The organism is Arthrobacter sp. Hor0625 (assembly GCF_052567525.1).
Map to the genome: position 1 here is coordinate 1,944,825 of NZ_CP199586.1, position 27,000 is coordinate 1,971,824.

The window sequence follows — 27,000 nt, forward strand, 5'->3', positions numbered from 1 at the left end:
TGATGACCGCCGGAACGGTGCTGGCGGAACAACGGACGGGTTCAGCGGAAGGTGAAAGCGTTCATTCCGCAGTCACCTTCTGGACCGCTCCGCGTAGCCCGCCGCTGACAGGCTGGCCGGGACGCATCCCTAAAGTTTTGGAAGGTCCCACCCATGCCTGTCTCCTCCGGACGCAAGTTTTCCCTGCTGCCCATGCTGGGCCACACCAAGGGCAAACGCAGCCCCGTGACCTGTGCCCTCAAGTGCGACAACGCCTGCTCCGGCGAGATCTGCAACAGCAGCTCGAACGACTACTTCCGCGACATCGCCTCCGCCACGATGTCCCGCCGCACGGCGCTGGGCTTCGGCGCGGCCGGTGCGCTCGCCGTCGTCTTCGGCAACGCGGTCACCTCCGCGGAGCCGGCCGCGGCCGGGGGACCCGGGCTGGCCGCCGCAGCGAAGCAGGGCTTTGAGAAGTCCAAACTGCGCTTTACCGCGATCGCGCCGGTCGACGCCGCCGTCGACGCCTTCACCGTGCCGGCCGGCTACAGCTGGCAGCCGATCATCCGCTGGGGTGACCCGCTGTTCAACGACTCGCCGGCGTTCGACGCTGACCGCCAGAGCGCCGCCGCCCAGGCCCGCCAGTTCGGCTACAACAACGACTACACGGACATTTTGCCGCTGGACGCCAAGGGCCGCCGGGCCGTGCTCTTCACCAACCACGAGTACACGAACGAGAGCATCATGCTTCCGGTCGGCTTCGACGCCGCCGAAGCGCGCGCGATCGGCCGCGCCGCCCACGGCCTGACCGTCGTCGAACTCGAACGCCGCAACAAGAACCAGCCGTGGCGCTACGTCCAGGGCGCCGGGCTGAACCGCCGCTTCCTGACCGACACCAGCTACGAACTGACCGGGCCCGCCGCCGGGTCCGCCCTGGTCAGCACCATTGCCGACCCCGCCGGCCGCACCATCAAGGGCACCCTGGGCAACTGCTCCGGCGGCACCACGCCGTGGGGCACCATCCTCTCCGGTGAAGAGAACTTCAACGGCTACTTCGTCACCGCCGGAACGTCCGCCGAGGACAAGCGCTACGGCCTCACCAGCAAGCCCACCGCCCGCCAGTGGGAGCTCGATGACCCCCGCTTCGACACCCGGAACCCCGGCTACGCCAACGAGAGCAACCGCTTCGGCTGGATCGTCGAGGTGGACCCGCAGGATCCGACGTCGACGCCGAAGAAACACTCCGCGATGGGCCGCTTCAAGCACGAAGGCGCCAACGTCATCGTCGCCGCCTCCGGGCACGTCGTGGCCTACATGGGCGACGACGAGAAGTTCGACTACCTGTACAAGTTCGTCTCGAGGGACAAGTACCGTCCCGGCACCTCCGCTGCCGCCCGCCGGCACAACATGACGCTGCTCTCCGAGGGCGACCTCTTCGTGGCCAAGTTCACCGGTGACTCCCCGGCGGCGGAAATCGACGGCTCCGGGAAGCTCCCCGCGGACGGGGCCTTCGACGGCGCCGGCGAATGGCTCCCGCTGGTGGTGGACGGCAAGTCCAAGGTCGCCGGGATGACCGTGGAAGAAGTGCTGGTCTACACCCGGCTGGCGGCGGACAAGGTGGGCCCCACCAAGATGGACCGTTGCGAGGATGTGCAGCCGAGCCTGCACACCGGCAAGGTCTACGTGGCCTGCACCAACAACTCGGACCGCGGCAAGGCCGGAAAGGCAGGCGCCACCGAGGCCAACCCGCGCAGCCTCAACCGCAACGGGCACATCGTGGAAATCGCCGAGCGCGGCGACCAGAGCTCGATGGTGTTCAACTGGAACCTGCTGATGGTCTGCGGCGACCCGGCCAAGAACAGCTCCGCGTACTTTGCCGGCTTCCCCGCCGACCAGGTCTCGCCGATCTCCTGCCCGGACAACCTGGCCTTCGACTCGGTGGGCAACCTGTGGATCTCCACCGACGGCGCACCCTCCAGCACCGGCTACGCGGACGGGCTCTTCAAGGTCACCCTGGACGGGCCCGAACGCGGACGCGTGGAGCAGTTCCTGGCCGTGCCGCGGGACGCCGAGACCTGCGGGCCGATCGTCCACGACGAGGAACGGCACGTGTTCGTCTCCGTGCAGCACCCGGGGGAGGACGGCAGCTTCGCGGCGCAGAACTCCTACTTCCCGGACTACGTCGCCGCCGGAGCCACCCCGAAGCCGGGGCAGGGACGCCTTCCGCGCCCCTCCGTGGTCCAGGTCTTCCGCGCCGACGACTAACCCCCTCGCGCCCGACGCTCCCTCACGTCCGGCGGGTTTCTGGGTGACGCTCCCTCAGGTGTGGCGGGTTTTTGGGTGACGCACCCTCACGTTCGGTTCCTCGGGGGCCGGAGGTGAGGGAGCGTTTGAGTTTGTTCTGCAGGATGTGAGGGAGCGTTTGCGTTTAAGCGCCCAGAAGTGAGGGAGCGTCGGGGGTGGGGGAACCGGACGTGAGGGAGCGTCGGGGGTGGGGGAAACTGATAATTTGAACAGTGTGAATAATCCGGCCGAATTGGTTGTCCCCAGAGTCCAGGCAGCTATTGCCTCCGCGTTCGGCGAGGAGTACCGCCAGACGGACCCGGTGATCAGGCCGTCGCAGTTCGCCGACATCCAGATCAACGCCGCCATGGCGCTGGCCAAGAGGGTCGGCCTGCCGCCGCGCGAGGCAGCGGCCAGGATCGTGGACGCCCTGGACCTCGACGGCGTCTGCAGCCTGGTCGAAATCTCCGGCCCCGGCTTCATCAACCTCACCTTCGACGGCACCTGGATCGAGGAGCTGCTCAACGCTCCGCAGCCCGCCGGCGAGCCGCAGCCCGCGCCGCTGCACCGCGTCGTCGTCGACTACTCCTCCCCGAACGTGGCCAAGGAAATGCACGTCGGGCACCTGCGCACCACCGTCGTCGGTGACAGCATTGTGCGCGTCCTGGAAGCGCTCGGCCACACCGTGATCCGGCAGAACCACATCGGCGACTGGGGCACCCCGTTCGGCATGCTGATCGAACATTGGCTCGAGGTGGGGGAGGACTCGCCGGAGGCCGCCCTGCTGGTCGATGACCCAAGCGCCTTCTACCAGGCCGCCCGCGCCAAATTCGACGCCTCCGCCACTGCCGCAGGCGACGAATCCGACGGCTTCGCCACCCGCGCCCGGCTCCGGGTGGTGGCGCTGCAGGGCGGGGACCCGGAAACCTTCGCCGTCTGGCAGCGGCTCGTGGCCCAGTCCAAGAGGTACTTCAACGCCATCTACTCCATGCTCGGCATCAGCCTCACCGACGACCACATCGCCGGTGAAAGTTCCTACGACGCGCATCTGGCACAGCTGTGCCAGGAACTCGAGGAACGCGGCATCGCCCGGGTCAGCGAGGGCGCGCTCTGCACCTTCCCGGCCGGCTTCACCGGCCGCGACGGCGACCCGCTGCCGCTCATCATCCGCAAGTCCGACGGCGGCTACGGTTACGGCACCACCGACCTCGCCACCATCCGCTACCGGGTCCGCGAGCTCGAAGCGGACCGGGTGCTGTACGTCGTGGGCGCACCGCAGAACGTGCACCTGCGGATGGTCATGGCCACGGCCCGCGACGCCGGCTGGCTGCCGGACACGGTCGAAGCCACCCACGTCCAGATCGGCAACGTGCTCGGCGAGGACGGCAAAATCCTCAAGTCCCGCGCCGGCAACCCGGTCAAGCTGATGGCCCTGCTGCAGGAGGCCGTGGACCGGGCCCGGGCCGTCATCGACGCCAGCCGGCCCGAACTCAGCGACGACGAGCGGGCCGTCACGGCCCGGCAGGTCGGCATCGGCGCGGTCAAGTACGCCGACCTCTCCACCGGGCACGACACCGAATACGTCTTCGACTTCGACCGCATGCTCGCCCTCAGCGGCAACACCGGACCGTACGTCCAGTACGCGGCGGCCCGGATCCGCTCCATCCTGCGCAAGGCCGGGGAACTGGAACGGCACGTTGACGCCAGCGCCGCGCCCGCGGCGAGGATCGCCGTCGTCGAACCGGCCGAACGCGCCCTGGCCCTGCACCTGCTCGACTACGACACCACGCTGCGCAAGGTCGGCGAACAGCTCGAACCGCACCGGCTCTGCTCCTACCTGTTCGAACTCGCGCAGCTGTTCACCTCCTTCTACGACCAGTGCCCGGTGCTCAAGGCCGGGGACACCGTCCGCGACTCCCGGCTGGCGCTCTGCGGCCTGGTCCTGCGCCGGCTGTCCGCCGGACTGGACCTGCTGGGCATCGAGACACCGGAGAACATGTGACCCCGGCCGGGGAGCCTGCCGGTTCCGAGGGCGGCGGGGAGCCGGCCGTGCCAGCCGCGGGCGGTGCGCTGGGCGCGGTGGAGGCCGCGCGGGTGGCCGTCGCGGCGCTGCTGGGCGCCGGCGTGCGCTCGGTTGTCGTCGCCCCCGGCTCCCGCTCGGCGCCGATGGCCTACGCCCTGGCCGAGGCCGACGCCGCCGGCCGGGTGGAACTGCTGGTCCGGATTGATGAACGCGACGCCGGCTTCACCGCACTGGGCCTGGCGCTGGCGACCGGCGCCCCCGCGGCCGTGCTCACCACCTCGGGCACGGCCGTCGGAAACCTGCTGCCCGCCGTGATGGAAGCCAACCACGCCGCCGTGCCGCTGGTGGTCCTGTCCGCCGACCGGCCGGAGGAGCTCCGCGGCACCGGCGCCAACCAGACCACCGTGCAGCCGGACCTTTTCGGCGACCACGTCCGGTTCGCGGCCGACGTCGCCGCCGGTGACAACCCGCTCCGGGCCGTCGAGACGGCCCTGAGCGCCGCCACCGGCGCGTTTGAGGACATCCCGCCCGGTCCGGTGCAGCTGAACCTCGCCTTCCGTGACCCGCTGGTCCCCGCCGACGGCGACCGCCTGGGCGGCGGCGACGAGGTCGGCCGCCGGATCCACCGCGCCCCGCGGCATCCGCTGGCGCTCGATTTCCCGGCGGCCTCCACGGCGCTGCCCGAGCGGCGCACCGTGGTCCTGGCCGGGCACGACGCCGGCCCGGTCGCCGAGGCGTTCGCCCGGGCCCACGGCCTGCCGCTGCTCGCCGAGCCCTCCTCCAACGCCCGGTTCGGCCCGAACGCGGTGGGCCCGTACCGGCTGTTGCTGGAGCATTTCGGCCCGGAATCCGGCCAGCCGGTCGAGAGCGTCGTGCTGTTCGGCCGCCCCACACTGTCCCGGCCGGTGTCCGCCCTGCTGGCCCGGGCCGATGTCCCGTCCGCGCTCTACCAGCCCGTGCCGGTCGCCTGGTACGAGGCCGGACGCCGGACCGAGCTGCCGCTGGAGACCCTCGCGGCCCTCGCCGACTTCGCCGGCCGCGGCCCCGCCGCGTGGCTCGACGCCTGGCTGCTGGCCGGCGCCGCCGCGCAGCACGCCCTGGACCAGGTGCTGGCCGGCCCCGCAGCCGGACCCGCCGGGGCCGGCACGCCCGCGACCGGTCCCGCCGCGGCCGGCACGCCCGCCACCGGCCCCGCCGTCGGGGCCCTGGTCTGGGAACACGCCCGCGGACAGCTCGTCCTGGGCTCCTCCAACGGGATCCGCGACGTCGACCTGGCCGGGGCGCCGCCGCAGGAACCCCAGGCCACCGTCTTCGCCAACCGCGGCCTGGCCGGCATCGACGGCACCCTCGCCACCGCGACCGGCATCGCCGTCGGCGGCCGGCAGGAGACCACCGTGCTGCTGGGCGACGTGACGTTCCTGCACGACGCCGGCGGCCTGCTGCTGGGCGCGGGGGAGACCGAGCCGGCGCTGCGCATCGTGGTCCTCAACGACGCCGGCGGGGCCATCTTCGGGCTCCTGGAGCACGGCGCCGTCGAGCAGTCCGGCCGCTACGGCACCGCCGTCGAACGCCTCTTCGGCACCCCGCACACCGTGGACCTTTCCGCCCTCGCCGCCGCGTACGGCGTCGCGCACCGGGCGGTGGGCACGACAGCGGAGCTGGCGGCAGCCCTGGCGGAACCCGTGACGGGCCGCAGCATCATCGAGGTCCGCGCCGACCGGCGGGACCTCCGGGCACTGCACGGACGCATCCGCGCCGCGGTCGCCGCCGCCGTGGCCGGAGTCCTCGGCGGGTAGCAGCCCGGCCTGCGCCGCGCAGCCGGATTTCCGCCACGAAAAAGGACAGCCGCTACGTGGATCCACGTAGCGGCTGTCCGAAAGCGGTGCGGGATTACTCCGCGATGTCGATGTGCGTCGGGTCGAGGACCCGGCGCAGGAATTCCTGGGTGCGGGGCTGCGTCGGGGCGCCGATAACCTGTTCGGCCGCGCCCTCTTCCACCACCACGCCGCCGTCCATGAAGACCACCCGGTCGGCCACCTCGCGGGCGAAGCCCATCTCGTGGGTGACGACCAGCATGGTCATGCCTTCCTTGGCCAGGTTCCGCATGACGGCGAGCACGTCGCCCACGGTCTCCGGGTCCAGGGCCGACGTCGGCTCGTCGAAGAGCATCAGCTCGGGGTCCATGCTCAGCGCCCGGGCGATCGCCACGCGCTGCTGCTGGCCGCCGGAGAGCTGGTCCGGGAAACGGTCCGCGAGGTGGTCCAGGCCCACCCGCGCCAGGTTCTTCCGGGCCACCTCCGCGGCCTCGGCCTGGCTGCGCTTTAGCACCTTGGTCTGCGCGATGGTGCAGTTCTGCAGTGCGCTCAGGTGCGGGAAGAGGTTGAACTGCTGGAACACCATGCCGACCTTGCGGCGCATCTTGTCGATGTCCACGTCCGGGTCCGTCGACTCGAAACCGCCGACGTGGATGGTGCCCACGTTGGGCTGCTCGAGCAGGTTCACGCAGCGGAGCAGGGTGGACTTGCCGGAGCCGGACGGGCCGATCAGGCAGACCACTTCGCCGGGGGCGACCTCCAGGTCGATGCCCTTGAGGACCTCGTTGGAACCGTAGGACTTGCGGAGCTCCTTGATGGAGACACCGGCGGCCTGGATCTGCCTCGCGGCAGCCGATGACGTTGATTCAGCCATGGTGACTCCTAGCCCTTCGTCTTGGCGGTACGGGATTCAAAGCGGCGGGCCAGAATGCCGAGCGGAACGGTGATGATCAGGTAGCAGGCGCCGGCAATTACGAGCGGGGTCAGGCCGGCGTTGGGCTGGGTGATGCCGTCGCGGCCGAACTTGGTGAGTTCGTACTGCGACGCGGCCAGGCCCAGCAGGTAGACCAGGGAGGAATCCTTGGTCAGCAGGATGACCTCGTTGGTCAGCGGCGGCAGCACGATCTTGAACGCCTGCGGGATCACGATCGAGACCATGGCCCGCCAGTGCGGCATGCCCAGCGACCGGGCGGCCTCAAGCTGGCCCTTGGGGACCGCCTGCAGGCCGGCGCGGAGGGTTTCGGCGATGTAGGCCGCGGCCACCATGCCCAGCGCCAGCATCACGGTGACGTAGATATCGAACCGGACACCGAAGGCGGTCGGGATGCCGAAGCCGAAGGCAATGAACACCAGCAGCGCCGGAACGCCGCGGAAGAACTCGATGTAGAGGGTGGCGATCCAGCGCCACACCGCCACCGAGGACAGCTTCATCAGCGCCAAAAGCAGACCGCCGGACAGGCCCACCACGAAGCTCAGCGCGGTGTAGATCAGGGTGTTCTTCAGCGCCAGCGTGATGATCTCCGGGAACTGCTTGACCGCCGAATCCCAGTTGAAGAATGCCTTGCCGATGGAGGCCCAGTCGGCGAAGAGAATAAACAGGACGACGGCGAGCGCCAGCAGTCCGTACTGAACGGACCGGCTCACGCGGGCCCGTTGGCGAACAGTCATTGCCATGTGATTTGCCTTTTACATGTTGCGGGGCGGTTCCGGGTCAGGTCGCGGCCGGGGCCGGTGGCTGAGCCGGAACCGCCCTGCTGTGGTCGGTCCGGGCGGGCAGGTTACTTGGCGGCTTCGCCGAACCAGGTGGTCTTGAGCTTGGCCATGGTGCCGTCGTCCTCCAGACGCTTGAGCGTCTTGTTGACGGAGTCGGTCATCGCCTTGTTGTCCTTCTTGACCGCGATGCCGAGCTTCTCGCCGGTCTTGTAGGTCTCGGCGAACACCAGCGAGTCATCGCCCTTGGCGGCGAAGCCCAGCACGGACTGGTTGTTGATCGCGGCGTCGACGCCGCCGGTCTTGATCGCCTGGATCAGGAGGCCGGTGTTCTCATACTGGATCGTCTCCAGGCCCTTGGATTTGGCGTACTCTTCACCGGTGGTGCCCTGCTGGACGCCGACCTTCTTGCCCTTGAGGTCGGCCAGGTTCTTCAGCCCGGACGCCTTGGTCACGAGCAGCGACAGGTCGTCGTCCAGGTACGGGGTGGAGAAGTCCATGACCGTCTTGCGGGCGTCGGTGATGGAGATGCCGGAGATCGCGACGTCGCACTGGTTGGTGTTGAGCGCCTGGCCGGACTGGATGCCTTCGAACGCCACGGTGATGACGTTGGGCTCGACCTTGAGGTCCTTGGCGACCTCGGCGGCCAGGTCCATGTCGAAGCCGACGTTCTTGCCGTCCTTGACGAACTCGAACGGCTCGTAGGGGATGTCCGAGCAGACCGTGAGCTTGCCGGACTCGATCAGCTTCACGCCGGAGTCGGTGGTGGTCGATCCGCCGGAAGAGCTGCAGCCGGTCAGGGCGAGGGCGCCGACCGCTGCGATGGCGGCCGCCTTGGCCGCGGAACCGGCCAGGAAGGAACGGGAGATCAGCATTATTTACCTTTTGTTGCAGGGGCATGCATGACTAAAACGGCTTATAGTCTATCGCCGAATAAGAGATGTGCATCACAGAAAACTAAGATTCACTATTGGATAACTAATCCCGCCCATAGTACAAGCCCTGCGCCGGAGCGGGTGTCTGTGATTCCGGATTCTCCCCGTCCGGTGCCGTGCGCCCGGCGAATCGAGCGTCCAGCCGGGGCGGCCACGCCTCCGGGCCCCGGGCCGCCGTCAGGAACTGATGCCGAGCGATTCCAGCATCGGGCGGAACTTGGCCCAGGTTTCGGCAAGCTCGGCCTCGGGTATGGAGCCCTCCACGACGCCGCAGCCGGCGTAGAGCCGGACCGTGTCCGGTCCCTCGATGACCGCCCCGCGCAGCGCGATGCCCCACTCGCCGTTGCCGGCGGCGTCGAGCCAGCCCACCGGGCCCGCGTACGGGCCGCGGTCCAGGTGCTCGAGCTTGCGGATCAGCGCGCCGGCCACGGTCGTGGGCGTGCCGCACACCGCGGCCGTCGGGTGCAGGGCGTTGATCAGCGCCAGGCAGGTGGGGACGTGGCCCTCCACCTCGGCCAGTTCGGCCTTGACGTCGGAGGCGAGGTGCCAGACGTTGGGCAGTTCCAGGATGAACGGTTCGCTGTGCGCGTTCATGGCCTCCGAAAACGGGGCCAGCTGGGTGGTCAGCGACGCGATGGCGATGTCGTGCTCGTGCCGCTGCTTCTCGGAGCCGGCCAGCACGCGCTCGGCGAATTCCAGCGGCGGGCCGTCCATCCCCTCGGCGTCACGGCGGTCCAGGGTTCCGGCCAGGACCCGGGCCTGCGCCGTCCGGCCCTCCACCTGGATCAGCATCTCGGGCGTGGAGCCGACCAGGCCGTCGACGCCGTAGGTCCAGCATTCGCGGTAGCGCACCGCGAGTTCCCGCAGGATTCCGGCTGCGGTCACGCCGTCGGGCACGGTGGCGACGACGTCCCGGGCCAGCACCAGCTTCTCCAGCGCTCCCGTGCGGATTTCGGCGACCCCCTCGGCGACGGCGGCCATCCACTCCGCTTCGCTGAGCGAGCCGGTGCTGAGCTTGGCCTCGACCGCGGGGCGGCCGGCGGTTCCGCCCGCGGACGGGGCGGCCGCCGTGCCGGGGGCCTCCAGCCAGCGCCGCAGGGCGGCGCGCGCACCGGCGTCGGTGAGATCGACGTCGTCGAACGTCAGGTGCGTCAGCCATGCCCTGCCGTCCCGCAGGCCCACCACGATCTCGGGGACGATCAGCCGGGATTCATGCGCGGAGGTCTTGGAGAAGGCAAAGGAGCCGAAGGCCACCGGCCCGGTGCCGGGGCAGTCAACGGCGTCCGTGACCTCGGCCTCGAGGACCAGATGGCGCCACCAGATGTCGGCTTCGAGGAACCGGTCCGGGCCGGTGGCAGTGAACCGGGCCACCTCGCCGAAGCCGACCAGGCCCGCCTCGCGCCGGGTCCAGCAAAGGACGTCGTCGCGGACCAGAAACGACGGCAGCCCCCCGGGGAATGACTCTGCATCGAGGGGGACTGTCAGGGTCCTGATAATTCTGGTACGGAGCGCGCTCGTCATGATGAGCTAACACTACTCCCGCCGCGCGCCGCGCCCCGGCCGGAAGGCGGTTAGGGGGTGGGTCGAAGTTTTGAGACAATGACGGGGTGAACCGAGCATCCTTGGATAAGCGTCCGGACGAAGTAGCGACGATGTTTGACGACGTCGCCCCCAAATACGACGTCGTGAACGACGTCCTGTCCATGGGGCAGACCCGCCGCTGGCGCCGGATCGTGGTTGAGGCCATGGATGTGAAGGCCGGCCAGCGTGTGCTGGACCTGGCTGCGGGGACCGGCACCTCCAGCGAACCCTACGCCGACGCCGGCATCGACGTGGTCGCCTGCGACTTCTCCCTGGGCATGCTCAAGGTCGGCAAGCGCCGCCGCCCGGACATCAACTTCATCGCCGGGGACGCTACCCGGCTGCCGTTTGCGGACAACACCTTCGATGCCAGCACCATCTCCTTCGGCCTGCGCAACGTCAACGAGCCCAAGAAGGCCCTCGCCGAGATGCTCCGGGTGACCAAGCCCGGCGGCCGGCTGGTCATTGCCGAGTTCTCCCAGCCAGTGGTGCCGCTGTGGCGCACCATGTACACGGAATACCTGATGCGCGCGCTCCCCGCCATTGCCGTCAAGGTCTCCTCCAACCCAGACGCCTACGTCTATCTGGCCGAGTCCATCCGCGCGTGGCCGGACCAGGACCACCTGGCCGCCTGGCTTCAGGAGGCCGGCTGGGAGGACGTGACATACCGCAACCTCAGCGGCGGCATCGTCGCGGTGCACCGCGCCCAGAAGCCGGACGGCCCCGGAACCGATCCGGCCACGGGCGCCAAGGCGCTGGCCAGCCACACCGGCCCCGTGGCCAAGCTGCGGCGCAATATCACCCGGACCCAGCGTTAGCCGACCGCAGCCGTGAAAGTTCTGATCGTCGGAGCCGGTCCTGCCGGCTCCACCGCCGCGTTCTACCTTGCCCGGGCCGGCGTCGAGGTCACGGTGCTGGAAAAGACCAGTTTCCCGCGCGAGAAGGTCTGCGGCGACGGGCTGACCCCGCGCGCGGTCCGCGAGATCCAGAAGCTCGGCCTGCCGCACCCCGAATCCGAGGGCTGGCGGCGGAACAAGGGCCTGCGGCTCATCGCGGGCGGCCGCACCATCGAACTGCCCTGGCCCGAGGTCTCGGACTTCCCGCAGTACGGCCTGATCCGCACCCGGCTGGGCTTCGACGAGGAGCTGGCACGGCACGCGGAGTCCGCCGGCGCCGTCATCCTGGAACGCCACAGCGTCACCGAGGCGCTGCGTTCCGACGACGGCCGGGTCACCGGCGTCCGCGCCGCCGTGCTGGATGACAACGGCCGGAAGACCGGGCAGACCCTGGACTTCGCCGCCGACGTCGTCCTCGCCGCCGACGGCAACTCAAGCCGCACCGCCGTCTCCCTCGGCCTGCAGAAGCGCGACGACCGCCCGCTGGGGGTGGCGGTGCGCACCTACTTCACCAGCCCGCGGCACGACGACGACTGGATGGAAGGCTGGCTGGAGCTTCGCTCCTCCTCCCGCCCCGGTGCCCGCGGCGGCGACCTCCTGCCCGGCTACGGCTGGGTGTTCGGCGTCGGCGACGGCACCTCGAACGTGGGCCTGGGCATCCTGAACTCCTCCAAGGAATTCGGCAAGCTCGACTACAAGCAGGTCCTGCGCGACTGGACCGCCGGGATGCCGGCCGAATGGGGCTTCACGCCGGAAAACCAGGTGGGGGAGATCCGCGGCGCCGCCCTGCCGATGGGCTTCAACCGGACCCCGCACTACGCTCCCGGCGTGCTGCTGCTCGGCGACGCCGGCGGCATGGTCTCACCGTTCAACGGCGAAGGCATCTCCTATGCGATGGAGTCGGCCCGGTTCGCGGCGGAGTTCATCATCGACGCCGCGGCCCGGACCGCCGCGGCCGGCTGGAGCGGCGCCGACACCGACGCGCGCCTTGCCGGCTATGCCGACTACGTGCGGGACCAGTGGGGTTCGCACTTCACCCTGGGCCGGGCGTTCGCCGCCGTGATCGGGAAGCCTGCGGTCATGAAGCTGGCGCTCCGGACCGGCATGCCCCTGCCGCTGCTGATGAAGTTCGTCGTCCGGCTGCTGGCCAACCTGACCGATCCTTCCGCCAAGGGCCTCGAGGACCGGATGATCCGTATCCTGGAGGCCCTCGTTCCGGCCACCTCCAACACCCGGCCTGCTCCGGACTCAAATCCGCGGATTCCGCAACAAAAAGTTAGGGTTAACCCGTGACCAACTCTGCAGACCAAAGCTGGACGCACGCCGGACACGGCCTGCCGGGCACCGAGCCCGACCTGAACACCACCGCCATCGCCACCGGACTCCAGCTGCCGGCCGGCTTCGCCGCGATCGCGGGGGACCCCGAACTGGGCCCGGCCATCACGACGAACCTCGCCCGCGTGGAGAAGAAGCTGCGCGAGGCGATCGCCAACTCCGACCCGCTGGCCGACGCCACGTCCCGCCACCTGGTGGAGGCTGGCGGCAAGCGGATCCGGCCCCTGCTGACCCTGCTCTGCGCCCACCTCGGTGACGCCTCGCTGCCAGCGGTGGTGCAGGCCGCCGTCGTCGTCGAGCTCACCCACCTGGCCACGCTGTACCACGACGACGTCATGGACTCCGCCCCCTTCCGCCGCGGTGCGCCCACCGCGCACGAGGTCTGGGGCAACTCGGTGGCCGTGCTGACCGGCGACCTGATCTTTGCCCGGGCGTCGATCCTGGTCTCCGAACTTGGCTCCCGCGCCCTCGGCATCCAGGCCCGCACCTTCGAACGGCTCTGCCTGGGCCAGCTGCACGAGACCGTCGGCCCGCGGCCCGACGAGGACCCCGTGGAGCACTACCTGTCTGTCATTGCGGACAAGACCGGCTCCCTGGTGGCCGCCTCCGGCCAGCTCGGCGCAATCTTCGCCAACGCGGATCCGGCCTACGAGGCGCTGCTGGTCGAGTACGGCGAGAAGGTCGGCGTCGCGTTCCAACTGGCCGACGACGTCATCGACGTCACCGGTGTCAAGGTCAAGTCCGGCAAGTCTCCCGGCACCGACCTGCGCGAAGGCGTCCCCACCCTGCCCGTGCTGCTGCTGCGCAAGGCCGCGGCCGACGGCGACGCATCTGCCGCGGAGCTGCTGCAACTGATCGACGGCGACCTCAGCTCCGACGAAGCACTCGCGGCCGCCGTCGCCGGGCTCCGCGAACACCCGGTGACCGCCGAGTCCTGGGCCGTCGCGCGGTCCTGGGCCGATGAGGCGATCGCGGCGCTGGCTCCGCTGCCCGAGGGCGTGGTCAAGGATTCGCTGACCAGCTTCGCCCACGCGGTGGTCGACCGCAGCAGCTAGGGCCTCCGCGGGGTGGCGACTGCCCGGCCCCGTTTACCCGGGCTGCCTGGCCAGGTCTGCCCGGCCAAGACTGCTTTAACCGGAATGGCCCCGGTTCCTTACAACGTAACGAGTCGTCCGTTGTGCGGAACCGGGGCCATTTCTCCGTTCGCATCAGATTCACCGGAGGCATTTGGTGAACCCATGAATGAGCTTATGACAGTTCTGTCATGTTGTCTAGTGGATCTGTAAATTGACTGTCACGAGTTTGTGCGTTCGGTGGGTGCCGGACTTTCCCCGCTTTTGCGGGTCTCGGGTCTTCGAACGACGGCGAGTCGTGCCGCCACGCCGTCGGGCGTCTCCGAACCCGGGGAGAATCCAACCCCGGCTTGTCCACATAGCTCCGGGATGGCCGCCTTGCAGAGGGTGCTGGCAGGTCCACTGGAGGCGTGGATGTCACGAACTACATGAAATTTGCCGGCTCCGTGGCGCGGACCGGAACGTTGCTCGGGGCGGGATTCCGGGAGCGGGCCGTCCGTGACTCCCTGGCCGCGGGGGAGCTCGTGCGGCTGCGACACGGTGTGGTGGCGCTGCCGGGTGCGGCGCCGGACCTGGTGGCCGCGGTTCTGAATAACGGGCTGCTGACCTGTGTCTCGGCGGCCAGCCACCACAGGCTCTGGAGACTCCACGAACCGGAGCGCCCTCACCTCCTGTGCCGCCACGGGTCGGCCTCGGGTGTGATCATCCACCGGGGGAGCCTGGTCCCGCCGGAATTCCCTAAGCCCGTGGCCGGGCTGACGGATACACTGCTGCACGCCCTCCGCTGCCGGCCGCCCGTGGAAGCCGCCATCATGGTGGAAAGCGCCCTGCTGAGGGACGCACCACGCTTGATTACCTCCGGCAGCGGCTTCCCGGCAACCGCAACGGCTCAGCCCGGGCGGTGCTGGACCTGGTGGACGGTTCGGCGGGGTCCGCGATCGAGGTGGTCGCGAGGCTCCTGTTCCGGGACGAAGGGATATTCACGCAGACCCAGGTGGACCTGCCCGGTATCGGGATCGTGGACTTCCTGTTGGAAGGGTTCCTCATCGTGGAGATCGACGGCGGCACGCATTTGGAGCCGGCGCAGGTGAAGAAGGACCGACGGCGGAACAACGCCAGCACCCTGACCGGGTACGCGGTGTTGAGGTACGGCTATCAGGACGTCGTCTTCAACCCGGAGAAGATCGTCGCAGAGGTGTGGCAGGTGCTGCGGGGCAGGGTAGTCCGCTGAATCTCCCCACCTCTGAACAGCAACGGCCGGAAATGAACCGGCGGTTTCGCACAACACGCCGGCAGGCCGGCCCAAAGGTGGGGAAACTCCGCAGCCAGCGGCCAGCCAGCCAGGCGCCCCAGCCCGGCGGGTTAGTCCTCGTCGTCCTCGTTGAAGGCCCAGTCGAACATGTCGAAGACGAACTCGGAGAAGGTGCCTTCCTCGCTCTTCCACTGGCCGCGGGCATTGTTGCGGCGGTAGACGATCGGGTCCGGAACGCTGAGGTCGCTGACGCGGAAGCCCCAGGTGAACTGTTCCTCCTCGTCCTCGAGGAACATCAGGAACCCTTCATCGTCCACTTCGAGTTCTTCGGGGTCCCAGAAGTAGTGGTACGCCTCCATCAGGTCCTCGCAGCCGCCGAGGGCCAGGTAAAACTCGCGGAGGACCAGGGGGATCTGGAACTGGTGCTCGGAAAGGGCCGCGTCCAGCTCTTCGGCCGGCAGCCCGTCCTCTTCCTGCCATTCGTCTTCGAGATACTTCGGAACAAGCGCACGGAACTTCTCGAGGAACATGTCAGTCATGGTTCTTATCCTAGCTAATCTGCGGGCCCGTTTTGGGCGCCGTCCAGGCCCGGGCGGTGCCGTCCGCGGACCGCCAGCGGGGCGTGCCACTGCCGCCGCCAGGCCGTAACGCGGAAGGCGAAAACCACGGCCGCCACGGCACTCGCTGTCAGCACCCCGAAGGTGCCGGTGACGGACAGCGCCACCGTCAGGCCCGCCCCGGCGAACGCCGGCAGGGCGTAGATGTCGCCGGGGTCGAAGAGCTGGGGAACCTCGTTCGCGGTCACGTCGCGCAGCAGCCCGCCGCCGACCGCCGTCGTCACGCCCAGCAGCACCGCGGCGACCGGATGCATCCCGGCGGCCAGGGCCTTCAGGCTCCCCGTAATGCAGAACAAGGCCAGGCCGCCCGCGTCGAACAGGACCAGCAGCGAGGTGAAGCGCCGGACGCTGGGGAAGAGAAAATACACCAGCACGGTGGCCAGCAGCGGCGGTGCGAGGTACGCGGGGTTGGTGAAGGCCGCCGGCGGTCCGGCATTGATGATGAGGTCGCGGATGACGCCGCCGCCCAGGCTGACCACGGAGGCCAGCAGCAGCGAACCGACAATGTCGAACTGTTTACGGGCCGCCAGCAGGGAACCGGACACGGCAAAGAAGAAGACACCGGCCAGGTCCAGCCAGACCGAGACGAGGCTATAGGAGAAAGTCATGGGGCGTCCCGGACGGTTGGGAGGGGCGGATGGGGCGGCTCCAAGGTTACGCTAACGGCTATGAAGACCCCCATCCTGATCGCCTGCGCCCACGGCACCTCCAGCGAAGAGGGGGCCGCGGAAGTCAATGCCCTGCGGGCCTCGATCTCCGCGCTGCGCCCCGGGCTGGACGTCCGTGAGGCGTACGTCGACGTCCAGGACCCCGGACTGCCCGACGTCGTCGCCGGGCTGCCGGCGGACGCGGGCGCCGTCGTCGTGCCGTTGCTGCTCAGCGTCGGGTACCACGTCAAGGTGGACATTGCCCGGGCGGTGCAGGGCCGCCCCGGCATCCTGGCCGCGGCGCCGCTGGGTCCTGATCCGCGGCTCGCCGAGCTGCTGGACCAGCGGTTGCGCGAGACCGGGGTCACGGACAACGACGCCGTGATCGTCGCCGCGGCGGGGTCCTCCGACGCCACCGCTGCCGAGAATGTCGAGGAGGTCGCGGCCCGGCTGGGTACGCTCCGCTCCAACCGGATCGTGGCCGCCTACGGCGCTTCCGCCCGGCCCTCCGTGCCCGAAGCCGTCGCCATGCTGCGGGAAGAAGCTGCCGGGGGAGCCGGCGCCGGGCGGTCCGCGGGGGCCGTGGACCTGGGCGGACGCGTGGTCATCGCCTCCTACCTGCTGGCCCCGGGATTCTTCCACGACCAGCTCGCCAAGGCCGGGGCGGACCTGGTCACGGCCCCGCTGCTGCCCTCCCCGGTGCTCGCCGAACTGGCTCTGGAGAGGTACGACGCGGCGGTCGCCGGCAGCCGTTCATGACGAAGTGTTGCCCACGGTGACCCTGCGTTTCTGACCCTTTGTGGGGCCTTCCCGGCCGCCCCTACAGTCGATCCATGACTGATACAGCTCTAGCCGGAGCGACCCCGGACCAGGCTGCCGCTTCCCGCCCCGCCCGCCCCGCCCGCCCCGCCGCCAAGCCGCACGGGCAGTGGAAAGTCGACGGCACCGCCCCGCTGAACGCCAACGAAACCTGGAAACAGGAAGACAGCGGGTTGAACGTCCGCGAGCGTATCGAGTCCGTCTACGCCAAGCATGGCTTCGATTCGATCGACGGGACCGACCTGCACGGCCGCTTCCGCTGGTGGGGCCTCTACACGCAGCGCAAGCCCGGAATCGACGGCGGCAAGACCGCCACCCTGGAACCCCACGAACTCGAAGACAAGTACTTCATGCTTCGGGTCAGGATCGACGGCGGCGCCCTCACCACCGAGCAGCTGCGCGTCATCGGCCGGATCTCCGAGGACTTTGCCCGCGACTCGGCGGACCTCACGGACCGGCAGAACATCCAGCTGCACTGGATCCGGGTCGAGGACGTGCCGGAGATCTGGCGCCGTCTCGAGGCCGTCGGCCTCTCCACCACCGAGGCCTGCGGGGACGTGCCTCGCGTCATCCTGGGCTCCCCGGTGGCCGGGATCGCCAAGGACGAGATCATCGACCCCACGCCCCTGATCCGGGAACTGTCCGAGCGCTTCATCGGCGACCCGGAGCTTGCCAACCTGCCGCGCAAATACAAGACCGCCATCACCGGCCACCCCAGCCAGGACGTGGTGCACGAGATCAACGACTTCGCCCTGGTCGGCGTCGTCCACCCCGAGCTCGGCGCCGGCTACGACCTGTGGGTGGGCGGCGCCCTGTCCACGAACCCGATGCTGGCCAAGCGGCTGGGCGCCTTCGTCCGGCCCGAGCAGGCCGCCGACGTCTGGCTGGGCGTCACCAGCATCTTTCGCGACTACGGCTACCGGCGGATGCGCACCAAGGCGCGGCTGAAGTTCCTGCTGGCCGATTGGGGGCCGGTGAAGTTCCGCCAGGTCCTGGAAGACGAGTACCTCGGCTACACGCTCGCCGACGGCCCGGCCGCGCCCAAACCGGCCACCCCGGGCGACCACATCGGCGTGCACGAGCAGAAGGACGGCAGGTTCTTCATCGGCGCCACACCCCTCGCGGGCCGGCTCTCCGGCAGCCAGCTGGTCAAGCTCGCGGACACCCTCGAGGCCCGCGGCTCGCGGCGGCTGCGCACCACACCGCACCAGAAGTTGGTCGTCCTCGACGTGCCCCGGGCCGAGGTCGAGCCCCTCGTGGCCGAGCTCGACGCGCTGGGCCTCTCCGCCCGGCCCTCGGTATTCCGCCGCGGCACCATCGCCTGCACCGGGATCGAGTTCTGCAAACTCGCGATCGTCGAAACCAAGGTCACGGCCGCCACCGCCGTCGCCGAGCTGGAACGCCGCCTCGCCGACCTCGTCGAGACCAAGCAGCTCCCGCAGGCCCTGTCCCTGCACATCAACGGCTGCCCCAACTCCTGCGCCCGGATCCAGACCGCGGACATCGGCCTCAAGGGCATGATGCTGCCCACGCCCGACGGCGGCCCCACCCCTGGGTTCCAGGTCCACCTCGGCGGCGGACTCGCCTCCGACAGCCGCGAAGAGGCCGGCCTGGGCCGCACCGTCCGCGGCCTCAAGGTCACCGCCGGGGAACTTCCCGACTACGTCGAGCGGGTGGTCCGAAAATTCGTCGCCGACCGCGCCGACGGCCAGAGCTTCGCCGAATGGGCCTTCGCTGCCGAGGAAGGGGACCTGCAGTGAGCAAGCATGCACCGGGGGTGGACCCCGTGGTGCTCCGTTCCCACGACGAACTCCGGACCCTGGCCGGCGCCGGCGCGGCCGAGCTCGGCTGGGACGCCCCGGCCCGCGAGGTGATCGGCTGGGTGGCGCGGAACTTCGAACTGCCCGCCGTCGCCGTCGCCTGCTCCATGGCCGACGCCGTCCTGCCGGCTCTTGTCGCGGACCAGCTCCCCGGCGTCGACGTCCTGTTCCTGGACACCGGGTACCACTTCCCGGAAACCTACGCCACCCGCGACGAGGTGGCCGCGAACCTGCGCGTGAACGTCGTCGACGTGCTGCCGGAGAGCAACGTGGAGCAGCAGGACCGGCTGCTGGGCCGGGACCTCTTCGCCCGCGACGCCGCCCGGTGCTGTGCCCTGCGGAAGGTCGCCCCGCTGCGCCGCACCCTGGCCGGCTACGAGCTCTGGTTTACCGGGGTCCGCCGCGACGAGGCCCCGACCCGCACCACCACGCCCTTGGTCAGCTGGGACGAGGCCAACGGCCTGGTCAAGGTCAACCCCGTGGCCGCCTGGACCTTCGACCAGCTGGTCCGGCACTCCGAAGACAACCTCCTGCCCGTCAACCCGCTGCTTTCCCAGGGCTACCCGTCCATCGGCTGCCAGCCCTGCACGCGCAAGGTGGCGCCCGGCGACGACCCCCGCGCCGGACGCTGGGCAGGAACCGACAAGACAGAATGCGGGCTACACGTATGAGCAACTTGAGCACGACGACGACGGTCACCACCGCCTCCGCGGCAGATGCCGCCCCCGCCCCTTCGCCGCGCGGCATCCGTCCTTCGGACGATGCGCGCGGCTCCGGAAGGCCCGATGCCACTCCCGGGGCGGCATCTGCCGCTGCGGCTCTGCGGTCGGGTCGCCTGGGCGGGGCGGCAATCGGCGTTCCAGCCCCGGCCCGCCTTTCGTCTTTGGACACCCTGGAGTCCGAAGCGATCCACATCATCCGCGAAGTGGTTGCCGAGTTTGAGCGGCCGGCGCTGTTGTTTTCCGGGGGCAAGGACTCTGTGGTGATGCTGCACCTGGCCACCAAGGCGTTCTGGCCGGGGAAGGTGCCGTTCCCGGTGCTGCATGTGGACACCGGGCACAACTTCCCGGAGGTCATCGAGTTCCGCGACCGCACCGTGGAGCGGCTGGGGCTCCGGCTCGTCGTCGGCAGTGTGCAGGAGTTCATCGATTCCGGTGAGCTGGCCGAGCGTGCGGACGGTACCCGGAACCCGCTACAGACGGTCCCGCTGCTGGACGCGATCCGGCGCAACAGGTTCGACGCCGTCTTCGGCGGTGGCCGCCGCGACGAGGACAAGGCCCGGGCCAAGGAACGAATCCTGAGCCTGCGCGACGAGTTCGGCCAGTGGGACCCGCGGAACCAGCGCCCCGAGCTGTGGAACCTCTACAACGGCAGGCACACCGTCGGCCAGCACGTCCGGGCGTTCCCGATCAGCAACTGGACCGAACTGGACATCTGGCGCTACATCGAGCGCGAGAACATCGAGCTGCCGGGTCTGTACTACGCCCACGAACGCGAGGTCTTCGCCCGCGACGGCATGTGGCGCGCCGTGGGGGAGGTCTCCCCGCCGCGCGAGGGCGAGGACGTCATCACGAAGACCGTCCGGTACCGCACAGTCGGGGACATGTCCTGCACCGGGGCCGTGGAATCGCAGGCCTACACGGTCGCCGACGTCGTGGTTGAAGTCGCGGCCTCCACCCTGACCGAACGTGGCGCCACCCGGGCCGACGACCGCATCTCCGAGGCCGCCATGGAAGACCGCAAGAAGGACGGATACTTCTAATGACCACCACAGTAGTCCGCCCGGCGGACCTGGAAACCACCCTGCCCGCCACCCTGTTCCGCTTCGCCACCGCCGGTTCGGTCGACGACGGCAAGTCCACCCTGGTGGGCCGGCTCCTGCACGATTCCAAGGCCATCCTGGCCGACCAGCTCGAGGCCGTCGCCCGCACCTCCGCGGACCGCGGTTTCGGCGGGGCGGACGCGGCCGACGGCGCCGGCGGGGCCCGGCGGATCGACCTGGCCCTGCTGACCGACGGCCTGCGCGCCGAACGCGAGCAGGGCATCACCATCGACGTCGCCTACCGCTACTTCGCTACAGACCGCCGCAGCTTCATCCTCGCCGACTGCCCCGGGCACGTGCAGTACACGAAGAACACGGTGACCGGCGCGTCCACCGCGGACGCCGTCGTCGTCCTGATCGACGCCCGCAAAGGCGTCCTGGAGCAGACCCGCCGGCACCTGTCCGTGCTGCAGCTGCTGCGCGTCGCGCACGTGGTCGTCGCGGTGAACAAGATCGACCTCGTGGAGTTCAGCGAGGACGTCTTCCGCGGCATCGAGGCCGACGTGCAGCAGCTGGGACGGGACCTGGGCCTGGGAACCGGGGACACCACCGACCTGCTGGTGGTGCCGGTGTCCGCGCTCGACGGCGACAACGTCGTGGAACGCTCGGACCGCACCCCCTGGTACACCGGCCCGGCCCTGCTCGAGATCCTGGAGACACTGCCCGCAGCAGACGAACTCGAAAGCCACCTGGAAAGCTTCCGCTTTCCGGTGCAGCTGGTCCTCCGCCCGCAGGGCGCTTTGGCGCCCGAGGCCGTCGCCGCCGGACTCGACCCGGAGGCCTTCCGTGACTACCGCGCCTACGCCGGCCAGATCACCGAGGGAGCCGTCCGGGTGGGGGACCGGGTCTCAATCCTGACGCCCGGCCAGGCCCCGCGCATCACCACGGTCGCGGCCATTGACTTTGCCGGTGCCGCGCTGGAGGAAGCCGCCGCCCCGCAGTCGGTCGCGTTGCGGCTGGCGGACGAGGCCGACGTCGCCCGCGGCGACACGATCGCGGCCGCAGGCACGGTAACCGAGCCCACCGCGGACCTGTACGCCTCGCTGTGCTGGCTGTCCCCGAAACCGCTGCGCGAGGGCGCCAAGGTGCTGGTCAAACACGGCAGCCGGACCGTCCAGGCGCTGATCCGGAACGTGACCGGCAAGCTGGACCTGGCGAGTTTCCGCCTCGCGGCCGCCTCGGCCTTGGAGCTGAACGACATCGGCGAAGCCCAGCTCCGGCTCGCGGCGCCGCTGCCGCTGGAGAACTACCGGCACCACCGCCGGACCGGGGCGTTCCTGGTGATCGACCCGCAAGACGGCAATACGCTGGCGGCCGGGCTGGTCCGGGACCATCCAGGCGACCACGAGGACGAGCGCTATTCGATCTAGGCGCCCGGCGGCCGGTACTTGATCTCAGCGGCCTTGCGCAGCGCCTCCATGGTCTCCTCGACGCTCAGCAGGACCGTGGTCTCGAAGGAGCTGAGCGCGCCGCCTCCGCTGATGGCCAGCGCCACCGCGGCCATCGAGACGTTGTCGGGCGCCTCCCACAGGTTGTAGCCGTCGTGGGAGCCGAAGGCGTACCAGAAGCCGTGCAGCTTCCCGCCCACCGATTCGATGTAGCTGCGGGCGGCTTCGCTGCGGTCTTCGGGGTGGTTCGCCAGTCTCGCCCACGTCTCGGGGGTGTAGCTGAACTTGGACAGATAAAGGGGCATGGTCCCGTCCTTCCCTGCATGGTTCCGGTCCGATAAGAATGGCAGTCGGGGCGGCGCCCAGCAATGGCCGTGCCCGGCGGGCGCACCCCGCACCTTGCCGCCTGCCCGCGGCCCGACGATCATCGTCGTGGGAGGTGATCCGTGGAAGCCATCAACAGCAGGCTCCTTAGCTGGGCGTCCATCCTCGACGAGGAGACGCGCAGGCAGGCGCTGGCCACGGCCACGTTGCCGTTCATCTACCCCCACCTGGCGCTGATGCCGGACGCCCACTTGGGCAAGGGCGCCACCGTGGGGTCGGTCATCCCCACCGTGGGCGCGATCATCCCGGCCGCCGTCGGCGTCGACATCGGCTGCGGCATGATCGCCGTCCGCACCCAGTACACGCAGCAGGACCTGCCCAAGGACCTGGCGCGGCTGCGGGTGGCAATCGAGCGCGCCGTTCCGCTGTCGGCCGGGCACTTCAACCGCAGTGTCACACCGACGGCCCGCCCCCGGCTCGCCGAGCTGCGGAGGATGGCCGCGGCGGCCGGCTTCGACCCCGCCCGGTATGCGGCGAACTGGGAGCTGCAACTGGGCTCGTTGGGCTCGGGGAATCACTTCATCGAAGTGTGCGCCGACGAAAACTACGCCGTCTGGCTGTTCCTGCATTCGGGCTCCCGCGGGGTGGGCAACAAGATCGCGCAGCGGCACATCGCGGAGGCCCGGGCCCTGGCGCTGCGCCGGAACACCGCCCTGCCGGACCGCGACCTGGCCCACCTGGAGGAGGGCACCACCGAGTTCCAGCGGTACATCCGGGAGCTGCGGTGGGCACAGCACTTTGCGCTGCTCAACCGCGAGGAAATGATGGACCGGCTCATCCAGCAGTTCGAAAAGTGGATCGGCGGCCCGGTCCGGGAGCTGGAACGGATCAACTGCCACCACAACTTCACGGCCCAGGAGACGCATTACGGCAAGGCCGTGTGGGTTTCGCGCAAGGGGGCCATCCGGGCCCAGGCCGGCGACCCGGGCCTGATTCCCGGCTCCATGGGCACCGCCTCCTACGTCGTCGTGGGCCTCGGGAACCGGGCGTCCCTGAACTCCTCCCCGCACGGCGCCGGACGGGAGTACTCCCGCACCGCGGCCCGGAAGACCTTCTCGCTCACCCAGCTGAAGGCGGCCATGCAGGGCATCGAATTCCGGCCTCGGGAGGCGTTCATCGATGAAATCCCCGCCGCCTACAAACCGATCGACGTCATCATGCGTGACTCGGCCGACCTGGTCCGGGTGCGGCACAAGCTCCGGCAATTGGTCAACGTCAAGGGCGACTGAACCGGCCCTGGCTCCGGAAGCCGGATATGACGCCGCATGAACCCGCGTGACCCCTCGTTTCCGCACCATTGAACGGGCCTTCCGGCGCTCCCTATGGTGAAGCCATGGCTACTCCGGAACGGTTCAACAGCCCCTTCAACGGGGCCCTCCAGGGGCGATGTCGCCGGCGCTGACCATCCGCCCGGCCCACCCGCACCCGCACAGAGGGATCCATGCCATGTCATCAACACCCGATAGCCCCACCCCCGGCACCACCCGGATCGTCGCCGGCGCATCGACCAGACCCAAACGCAAGCGCACGCTCGAAATCGGGGTTGCCGTCGGCCTCGCGCTGCTGATCGGAGCCGGGGCCGCCGTCGCCTCGACCGTGTCCAGCACCAGCGACGCCGGGGCGGTGCCTGCCGCCGGCACCGCCCCGGCAACGGAACTCCGGCTTGGCTATTTCGGCAACATCACCCACGGCCCGGCCCTGGTCGGGGTAAGCAAGGGGTTTATCGCCGGGGAACTGGGCCGGACCAGGCTCAGCACTCAGGTCTTCAACGCCGGTCCCGCCGCGATCGAGGCACTCAACGCCGGTGCCATCGACGCGGCCTACATCGGGCCCAACCCGGCGATCAACTCCTACGTGAAGAGCAAAGGCGAATCCATCAGCATCATCGCCGGCGCCACCGCCGGTGGTGCGCAATTGGTGGTCAAACCCGGGATCACCTCGTCCGCGGACCTCCCGGGCAAGACCCTGGCGTCGCCGCAGCTCGGCGGCACCCAGGACGTAGCCCTGCGTGCCTGGCTCGGCCACCAGGGGTTCAAGACCTCCACGGACGGCAGCGGCGACGTCACGATCAACCCGACCGAGAACGCCCAGACCCTCAAACTGTTCCAGGACGGCAAGCTCGACGGCGCCTGGCTGCCGGAGCCGTGGGCATCACGCCTGGTGCTCCAGGCCGGGGCGAAGGTCCTGGTCGATGAGAAAAACCTGTGGGACAAGGGCGAGTTCGTCACCACCGTCCTGATCGTCAACAAGACGTTCGCGGCCAACCACCCGGCCACCGTCCAGGCGCTCCTGAGGGGCCACATCGAATCGGTGGAGTGGCTCAACGCCGCACCCGCCGCCGAGAAAGCCGGCGTCCTCAACGACGCACTCAAGGCGTCGGCCGGCAAGGCGCTGCCGGCCGACGTCGTCGACCGGTCCCTGGAGAACATCGTCTTCACCACCGACCCGCTCGCCGGGACCTACCGAAAACTGCTCCAGGACGGCGTCGACGCCGGAACCACCAAAGCGGCGGACATCAACGGCATCTTCGACCTCACGGCGCTGAACCGTGTCCTGGCCGAGGGGGCCGCCGGCAGGAAGATCTCCGCCGGTGGGCTCGGCAAGGACTAGCTCCGCCGCCTCCGGTTAACAGCCACAACAGTTAGGACCAGACCATGCCAGTTGTACTGGAACACCTGGGCAAACGCTTCGGCGACGCTGCCCCGGTGCTGGACGACGTCAACGCCACGATCGGGCAGGGCGAGTTCGTCGCCCTGCTCGGTGCGTCCGGCTGCGGCAAGTCCACCCTGCTCAACATCATGGCGGGACTGGAGGCGCCGACGTCGGGCGCCCTCGAAGTGCCCAGCGACGGGGCCGCGTTCATGTTCCAGGACGCGGCGTTGTTTCCGTGGTTGACCGCCCGGGAAAACGTCGAGCTGGCGCTGAAGCTCCGAGGCGTAGGGAAGACCGCACGCCAGGCCCGGGCGGGGGAACTGCTGGACCTGGTGCACCTGGCCGGCGCCGGCGACAAACGGCCCCACGAACTCTCCGGCGGGATGCGGCAGCGGGTGTCCCTGGCCCGGTCCCTGGCCCAGGACCGGCAGCTGCTCCTCATGGACGAGCCCTTCGCGGCGCTGGACGCGATCACCCGCGACCTGCTCCACGACGAGCTGGAACGGATCTGGAAGGAAACCGGCCGCACGATCGTCTTTGTCACGCACAACGTCCGGGAAGCCGTCCGGCTGGGCCAGCGAGTGCTGCTGCTGTCCTCCCGGCCCGGCCGCGTGGTGCGCGAATGGCACGTCAGCGAGGAACACCGGACCGACGCCCGCCTGGCCGGCCAGCTCACCGGCGAGATCACCGCCCGGCTGCGAGAGGAAATCCGGCGCCATGCCAAGTAAGTTTCTGTGGGGCTCCACCCCCGATGCCGCCCCCGCCCCTTCGCCGGACCGCATTCGTCCTTCGGACGAAGCGGCCGGCTCCGACAGCGGCACCTGCCTCCCCAACACTCGCAAGCTCGCATCGGGGCCCTCGGCCGATGCCTTGGATGCCACTCCCAGGGCGGCATCGGGGGCGGAACCGGCCCGCAAGGTCACTGCCGCCCTGACCCGGTCCTCCGGCGGCCAGGACGACCTGCGCGAGCTTGAGGCAGGGCTCGATTCCCTGCAGTCCGACGCCGACCGCAGGACCGGCATCGACTGGAGCAGGATCCTGCTGCCGCTCGCAGCGCTCGCGGTGCTGGTGCTCGTCTGGCAGTTCTACGTCTCCCTAGGCGTCAAGCGGCGTGACGTGGTGCCCGGCCCGCTGGACGTCGGCGGCCAGATTGGGGTCCTCTGGGGCGAGGGGACGCTGCAGGAAGCGGTCTGGACCTCGGTGCAGCGCGGTGTCCTGGGCTTCCTGATCAGCGTGGTCATCGCGACGCCGGTGGGGCTCCTGCTCGCGCAGGTGACGCCCTTGCGGCGCGCCTTCGGACCGCTGATCTCCGGCCTGCAAGTCCTGCCGTCCGTGGCCTGGGTGCCGGCCGCCATTCTGTGGTTCGGGATTACCGACGCCACGGTGTATTTCGTGGTCTTCATGGGTGCCATCCCGTCGATCATCAACGGGTTGGTCTCGGGCGTGGACCAGATCCCGCCGCAGTACCGCCGCGTCGGGAAAGTCCTGGGCGCCTCCCGCCTCCAGCTGGCCCTGCAGATCATCCTGCCGGCGGCGCTGCCGGGCTATCTCGGCGGCCTCAAACAGGGGTGGGCCTTCTCCTGGCGCTCGCTCATGGCCGCGGAAATCATCGCCGTCGGCGGCACCATCGGCTTCGGCCTTGGCTCGATGCTGGACCAGGGCCGGGTGCTGTCCGACATGACCATCGTCATGGCCGCCATCCTGCTGATCCTTGGCGTCGGGATCCTGATCGAACTGCTGGTCTTCGGGCCGGTCGAAAAACGCCTGCTGCGCCGCCGCGGACTCCTCGCCGGCAGCACCCGCTGAATTCCGCGTACTGAGCGCTGCCGGGCTCCGCCGCCCGGGGCAGCATTGACGCGGACACGCCGGCGCCTGGCGCCGCAGAGTCCCCGGAGACAGTCGAAGTGCCCCCTGGCCGCCGCCGACTTGGCCGCCGCCGACCGGGCCTGGCCCGGCTTCACCGCCCGCCT

General features: G+C 69.6%; 23 protein-coding genes. 16 read left to right on the top strand and 7 right to left on the bottom strand.

Annotated features, from left to right (window positions below; genetic code table 11):
• The first annotated feature begins 153 nt into the window (after window positions 1-153).
• The 3 genes from ACTWLI_RS08965 to menD all read left to right on the top strand — a co-directional run bounded on the left by ACTWLI_RS08965 (window position 154) and on the right by menD (window position 6,081).
• On the top strand, window positions 154-2,244 hold the full coding sequence (locus tag ACTWLI_RS08965) for a PhoX family protein (protein WP_445153571.1): 2,091 nt from the start codon (window positions 154-156) through the stop codon (window positions 2,242-2,244).
• A 253-nt stretch (window positions 2,245-2,497) separates the two neighbouring features.
• Window positions 2,498-4,264 carry an arginine--tRNA ligase gene (gene argS, locus ACTWLI_RS08970; RefSeq protein ID WP_445156151.1) on the top strand — a complete coding sequence of 589 codons (1,767 nt, stop codon included), beginning with the start codon at window positions 2,498-2,500 and terminating at the stop codon, window positions 4,262-4,264.
• 47 nt (window positions 4,265-4,311) lie between these two features.
• Window positions 4,312-6,081, top strand: coding sequence for a 2-succinyl-5-enolpyruvyl-6-hydroxy-3-cyclohexene-1-carboxylic-acid synthase (gene menD, locus ACTWLI_RS08975; RefSeq protein WP_445156152.1), 1,770 nt, complete (start codon window positions 4,312-4,314; stop codon window positions 6,079-6,081).
• A gap of 94 nt (window positions 6,082-6,175) precedes the next feature.
• On the opposite strand, the gene ACTWLI_RS08980 is transcribed toward menD, so the two are convergent.
• The 4 genes from ACTWLI_RS08980 to ACTWLI_RS08995 form a co-directional block, all read right to left on the bottom strand.
• A complete protein-coding gene (locus ACTWLI_RS08980) occupies window positions 6,176-6,973 on the bottom strand; it encodes an amino acid ABC transporter ATP-binding protein (RefSeq protein WP_445153572.1) in 798 nt (265 codons plus the stop codon).
• 8 nt (window positions 6,974-6,981) lie between these two features.
• Complete coding sequence (locus ACTWLI_RS08985; protein WP_056737689.1) at window positions 6,982-7,773, bottom strand: amino acid ABC transporter permease; 792 nt, start codon at window positions 7,771-7,773, stop codon at window positions 6,982-6,984.
• 104 nt (window positions 7,774-7,877) lie between these two features.
• Window positions 7,878-8,684, bottom strand: a complete 807-nt coding sequence (locus ACTWLI_RS08990; protein ID WP_445153573.1) for an ABC transporter substrate-binding protein — start codon at window positions 8,682-8,684, stop codon at window positions 7,878-7,880.
• A 237-nt stretch (window positions 8,685-8,921) separates the two neighbouring features.
• Window positions 8,922-10,265, bottom strand: a complete 1,344-nt coding sequence (locus tag ACTWLI_RS08995; RefSeq protein ID WP_445153574.1) for an isochorismate synthase — start codon at window positions 10,263-10,265, stop codon at window positions 8,922-8,924.
• Between the two features lie 86 nt (window positions 10,266-10,351).
• On the opposite strand from ACTWLI_RS08995, the gene ACTWLI_RS09000 reads away from it, so the two are divergent.
• The 4 genes from ACTWLI_RS09000 (at window position 10,352) to ACTWLI_RS09015 (ending at window position 14,860) form a co-directional block, all read left to right on the top strand.
• The gene (locus ACTWLI_RS09000; RefSeq protein WP_445153575.1) at window positions 10,352-11,143 is read left to right on the top strand and encodes a demethylmenaquinone methyltransferase; all 792 of its coding nucleotides are present in this window, start codon (window positions 10,352-10,354) and stop codon (window positions 11,141-11,143) included.
• Window positions 11,144-11,155: 12 nt separating this feature from the next.
• The gene (locus ACTWLI_RS09005; protein ID WP_445153576.1) at window positions 11,156-12,514 is read left to right on the top strand and encodes a geranylgeranyl reductase family protein; all 1,359 of its coding nucleotides are present in this window, start codon (window positions 11,156-11,158) and stop codon (window positions 12,512-12,514) included.
• The gene (locus tag ACTWLI_RS09010) at window positions 12,511-13,611 is read left to right on the top strand and encodes a polyprenyl synthetase family protein (RefSeq protein WP_445153577.1); all 1,101 of its coding nucleotides are present in this window, start codon (window positions 12,511-12,513) and stop codon (window positions 13,609-13,611) included. The genes ACTWLI_RS09005 and ACTWLI_RS09010 overlap by 4 nt, the downstream gene beginning before the upstream one ends.
• Window positions 13,612-14,530: 919 nt before the next feature.
• Window positions 14,531-14,860, top strand: coding sequence for an endonuclease domain-containing protein (locus tag ACTWLI_RS09015; RefSeq protein ID WP_445153578.1), 330 nt, complete (start codon window positions 14,531-14,533; stop codon window positions 14,858-14,860).
• A 131-nt stretch (window positions 14,861-14,991) separates the two neighbouring features.
• On the opposite strand, the gene ACTWLI_RS09020 is transcribed toward ACTWLI_RS09015, so the two are convergent.
• Both ACTWLI_RS09020 and ACTWLI_RS09025 read right to left on the bottom strand, forming a co-directional pair.
• Window positions 14,992-15,420 (bottom strand): hypothetical protein, encoded by a 429-nt coding sequence (locus tag ACTWLI_RS09020; RefSeq protein ID WP_056737695.1) that lies wholly within the window; start codon window positions 15,418-15,420, stop codon window positions 14,992-14,994.
• A gap of 14 nt (window positions 15,421-15,434) precedes the next feature.
• Window positions 15,435-16,106: a trimeric intracellular cation channel family protein gene (locus tag ACTWLI_RS09025; protein WP_445153579.1), complete on the bottom strand. Its 672-nt coding sequence runs from the start codon at window positions 16,104-16,106 to the stop codon at window positions 15,435-15,437.
• A 60-nt stretch (window positions 16,107-16,166) separates the two neighbouring features.
• Between ACTWLI_RS09025 and ACTWLI_RS09030 the strand changes: the two genes are divergently transcribed.
• From ACTWLI_RS09030 to ACTWLI_RS09050, 5 genes are all read left to right on the top strand, one after another.
• A complete protein-coding gene (locus tag ACTWLI_RS09030; RefSeq protein WP_445153580.1) occupies window positions 16,167-16,904 on the top strand; it encodes a sirohydrochlorin chelatase in 738 nt (245 codons plus the stop codon).
• A gap of 74 nt (window positions 16,905-16,978) precedes the next feature.
• Entirely contained in the window at window positions 16,979-18,724 is a 1,746-nt protein-coding gene (locus ACTWLI_RS09035; protein WP_445153581.1) for a nitrite/sulfite reductase, read from the top strand.
• Window positions 18,721-19,455 (top strand): phosphoadenylyl-sulfate reductase, encoded by a 735-nt coding sequence (locus tag ACTWLI_RS09040; RefSeq protein WP_445153582.1) that lies wholly within the window; start codon window positions 18,721-18,723, stop codon window positions 19,453-19,455. The genes ACTWLI_RS09035 and ACTWLI_RS09040 overlap by 4 nt, the downstream gene beginning before the upstream one ends.
• Window positions 19,452-20,546 carry a sulfate adenylyltransferase subunit CysD gene (gene cysD, locus ACTWLI_RS09045; protein ID WP_445153583.1) on the top strand — a complete coding sequence of 365 codons (1,095 nt, stop codon included), beginning with the start codon at window positions 19,452-19,454 and terminating at the stop codon, window positions 20,544-20,546. Before ACTWLI_RS09040 ends, cysD begins: the two co-directional genes overlap by 4 nt.
• A complete protein-coding gene (locus ACTWLI_RS09050) occupies window positions 20,546-21,976 on the top strand; it encodes a sulfate adenylyltransferase subunit 1 (RefSeq protein ID WP_445153584.1) in 1,431 nt (476 codons plus the stop codon). The genes cysD and ACTWLI_RS09050 overlap by 1 nt, the downstream gene beginning before the upstream one ends.
• Here the strand turns inward: ACTWLI_RS09050 and ACTWLI_RS09055 are convergent.
• Entirely contained in the window at window positions 21,973-22,299 is a 327-nt protein-coding gene (locus ACTWLI_RS09055) for a GYD domain-containing protein (protein WP_445153585.1), read from the bottom strand. The genes ACTWLI_RS09050 and ACTWLI_RS09055 overlap by 4 nt on opposite strands.
• A 141-nt stretch (window positions 22,300-22,440) precedes the next feature.
• On the opposite strand from ACTWLI_RS09055, the gene ACTWLI_RS09060 reads away from it, so the two are divergent.
• The 4 genes from ACTWLI_RS09060 (at window position 22,441) to ACTWLI_RS09075 (ending at window position 26,836) form a co-directional block, all read left to right on the top strand.
• On the top strand, window positions 22,441-23,607 hold the full coding sequence (locus ACTWLI_RS09060; protein WP_445153586.1) for an RtcB family protein: 1,167 nt from the start codon (window positions 22,441-22,443) through the stop codon (window positions 23,605-23,607).
• Window positions 23,608-23,824: 217 nt separating this feature from the next.
• Entirely contained in the window at window positions 23,825-24,988 is a 1,164-nt protein-coding gene (locus tag ACTWLI_RS09065; protein WP_445153587.1) for an ABC transporter substrate-binding protein, read from the top strand.
• A 44-nt stretch (window positions 24,989-25,032) separates the two neighbouring features.
• On the top strand, window positions 25,033-25,758 hold the full coding sequence (locus ACTWLI_RS09070) for an ABC transporter ATP-binding protein (protein WP_445153588.1): 726 nt from the start codon (window positions 25,033-25,035) through the stop codon (window positions 25,756-25,758).
• Complete coding sequence (locus tag ACTWLI_RS09075) at window positions 25,748-26,836, top strand: ABC transporter permease (RefSeq protein ID WP_445153589.1); 1,089 nt, start codon at window positions 25,748-25,750, stop codon at window positions 26,834-26,836. Before ACTWLI_RS09070 ends, ACTWLI_RS09075 begins: the two co-directional genes overlap by 11 nt.
• The last annotated feature ends 164 nt before the right edge of the window (window positions 26,837-27,000 follow it).

Coding starts and splice junctions, on each gene's coding strand:
- ACTWLI_RS08965 (WP_445153571.1), top strand. CDS start 154: ATGCCTGTCTCCTCCGGACGCAAGTTTTCCCTGCTGCCCATGCTGGGC.
- ACTWLI_RS09055 (WP_445153585.1), bottom strand. CDS start 22,299: ATGCCCCTTTATCTGTCCAAGTTCAGCTACACCCCCGAGACGTGGGCG.
- ACTWLI_RS09020 (WP_056737695.1), bottom strand. CDS start 15,420: ATGACTGACATGTTCCTCGAGAAGTTCCGTGCGCTTGTTCCGAAGTAT.
- ACTWLI_RS09035 (WP_445153581.1), top strand. CDS start 16,979: ATGACTGATACAGCTCTAGCCGGAGCGACCCCGGACCAGGCTGCCGCT.
- ACTWLI_RS09050 (WP_445153584.1), top strand. CDS start 20,546: ATGACCACCACAGTAGTCCGCCCGGCGGACCTGGAAACCACCCTGCCC.
- ACTWLI_RS09070 (WP_445153588.1), top strand. CDS start 25,033: ATGCCAGTTGTACTGGAACACCTGGGCAAACGCTTCGGCGACGCTGCC.
- ACTWLI_RS09065 (WP_445153587.1), top strand. CDS start 23,825: ATGTCATCAACACCCGATAGCCCCACCCCCGGCACCACCCGGATCGTC.
- cysD (WP_445153583.1), top strand. CDS start 19,452: ATGAGCAACTTGAGCACGACGACGACGGTCACCACCGCCTCCGCGGCA.
- ACTWLI_RS08985 (WP_056737689.1), bottom strand. CDS start 7,773: ATGGCAATGACTGTTCGCCAACGGGCCCGCGTGAGCCGGTCCGTTCAG.
- ACTWLI_RS08980 (WP_445153572.1), bottom strand. CDS start 6,973: ATGGCTGAATCAACGTCATCGGCTGCCGCGAGGCAGATCCAGGCCGCC.
- ACTWLI_RS09075 (WP_445153589.1), top strand. CDS start 25,748: ATGCCAAGTAAGTTTCTGTGGGGCTCCACCCCCGATGCCGCCCCCGCC.
- ACTWLI_RS09030 (WP_445153580.1), top strand. CDS start 16,167: ATGAAGACCCCCATCCTGATCGCCTGCGCCCACGGCACCTCCAGCGAA.
- ACTWLI_RS08990 (WP_445153573.1), bottom strand. CDS start 8,684: ATGCTGATCTCCCGTTCCTTCCTGGCCGGTTCCGCGGCCAAGGCGGCC.
- ACTWLI_RS08995 (WP_445153574.1), bottom strand. CDS start 10,265: ATGACGAGCGCGCTCCGTACCAGAATTATCAGGACCCTGACAGTCCCC.
- ACTWLI_RS09025 (WP_445153579.1), bottom strand. CDS start 16,106: ATGACTTTCTCCTATAGCCTCGTCTCGGTCTGGCTGGACCTGGCCGGT.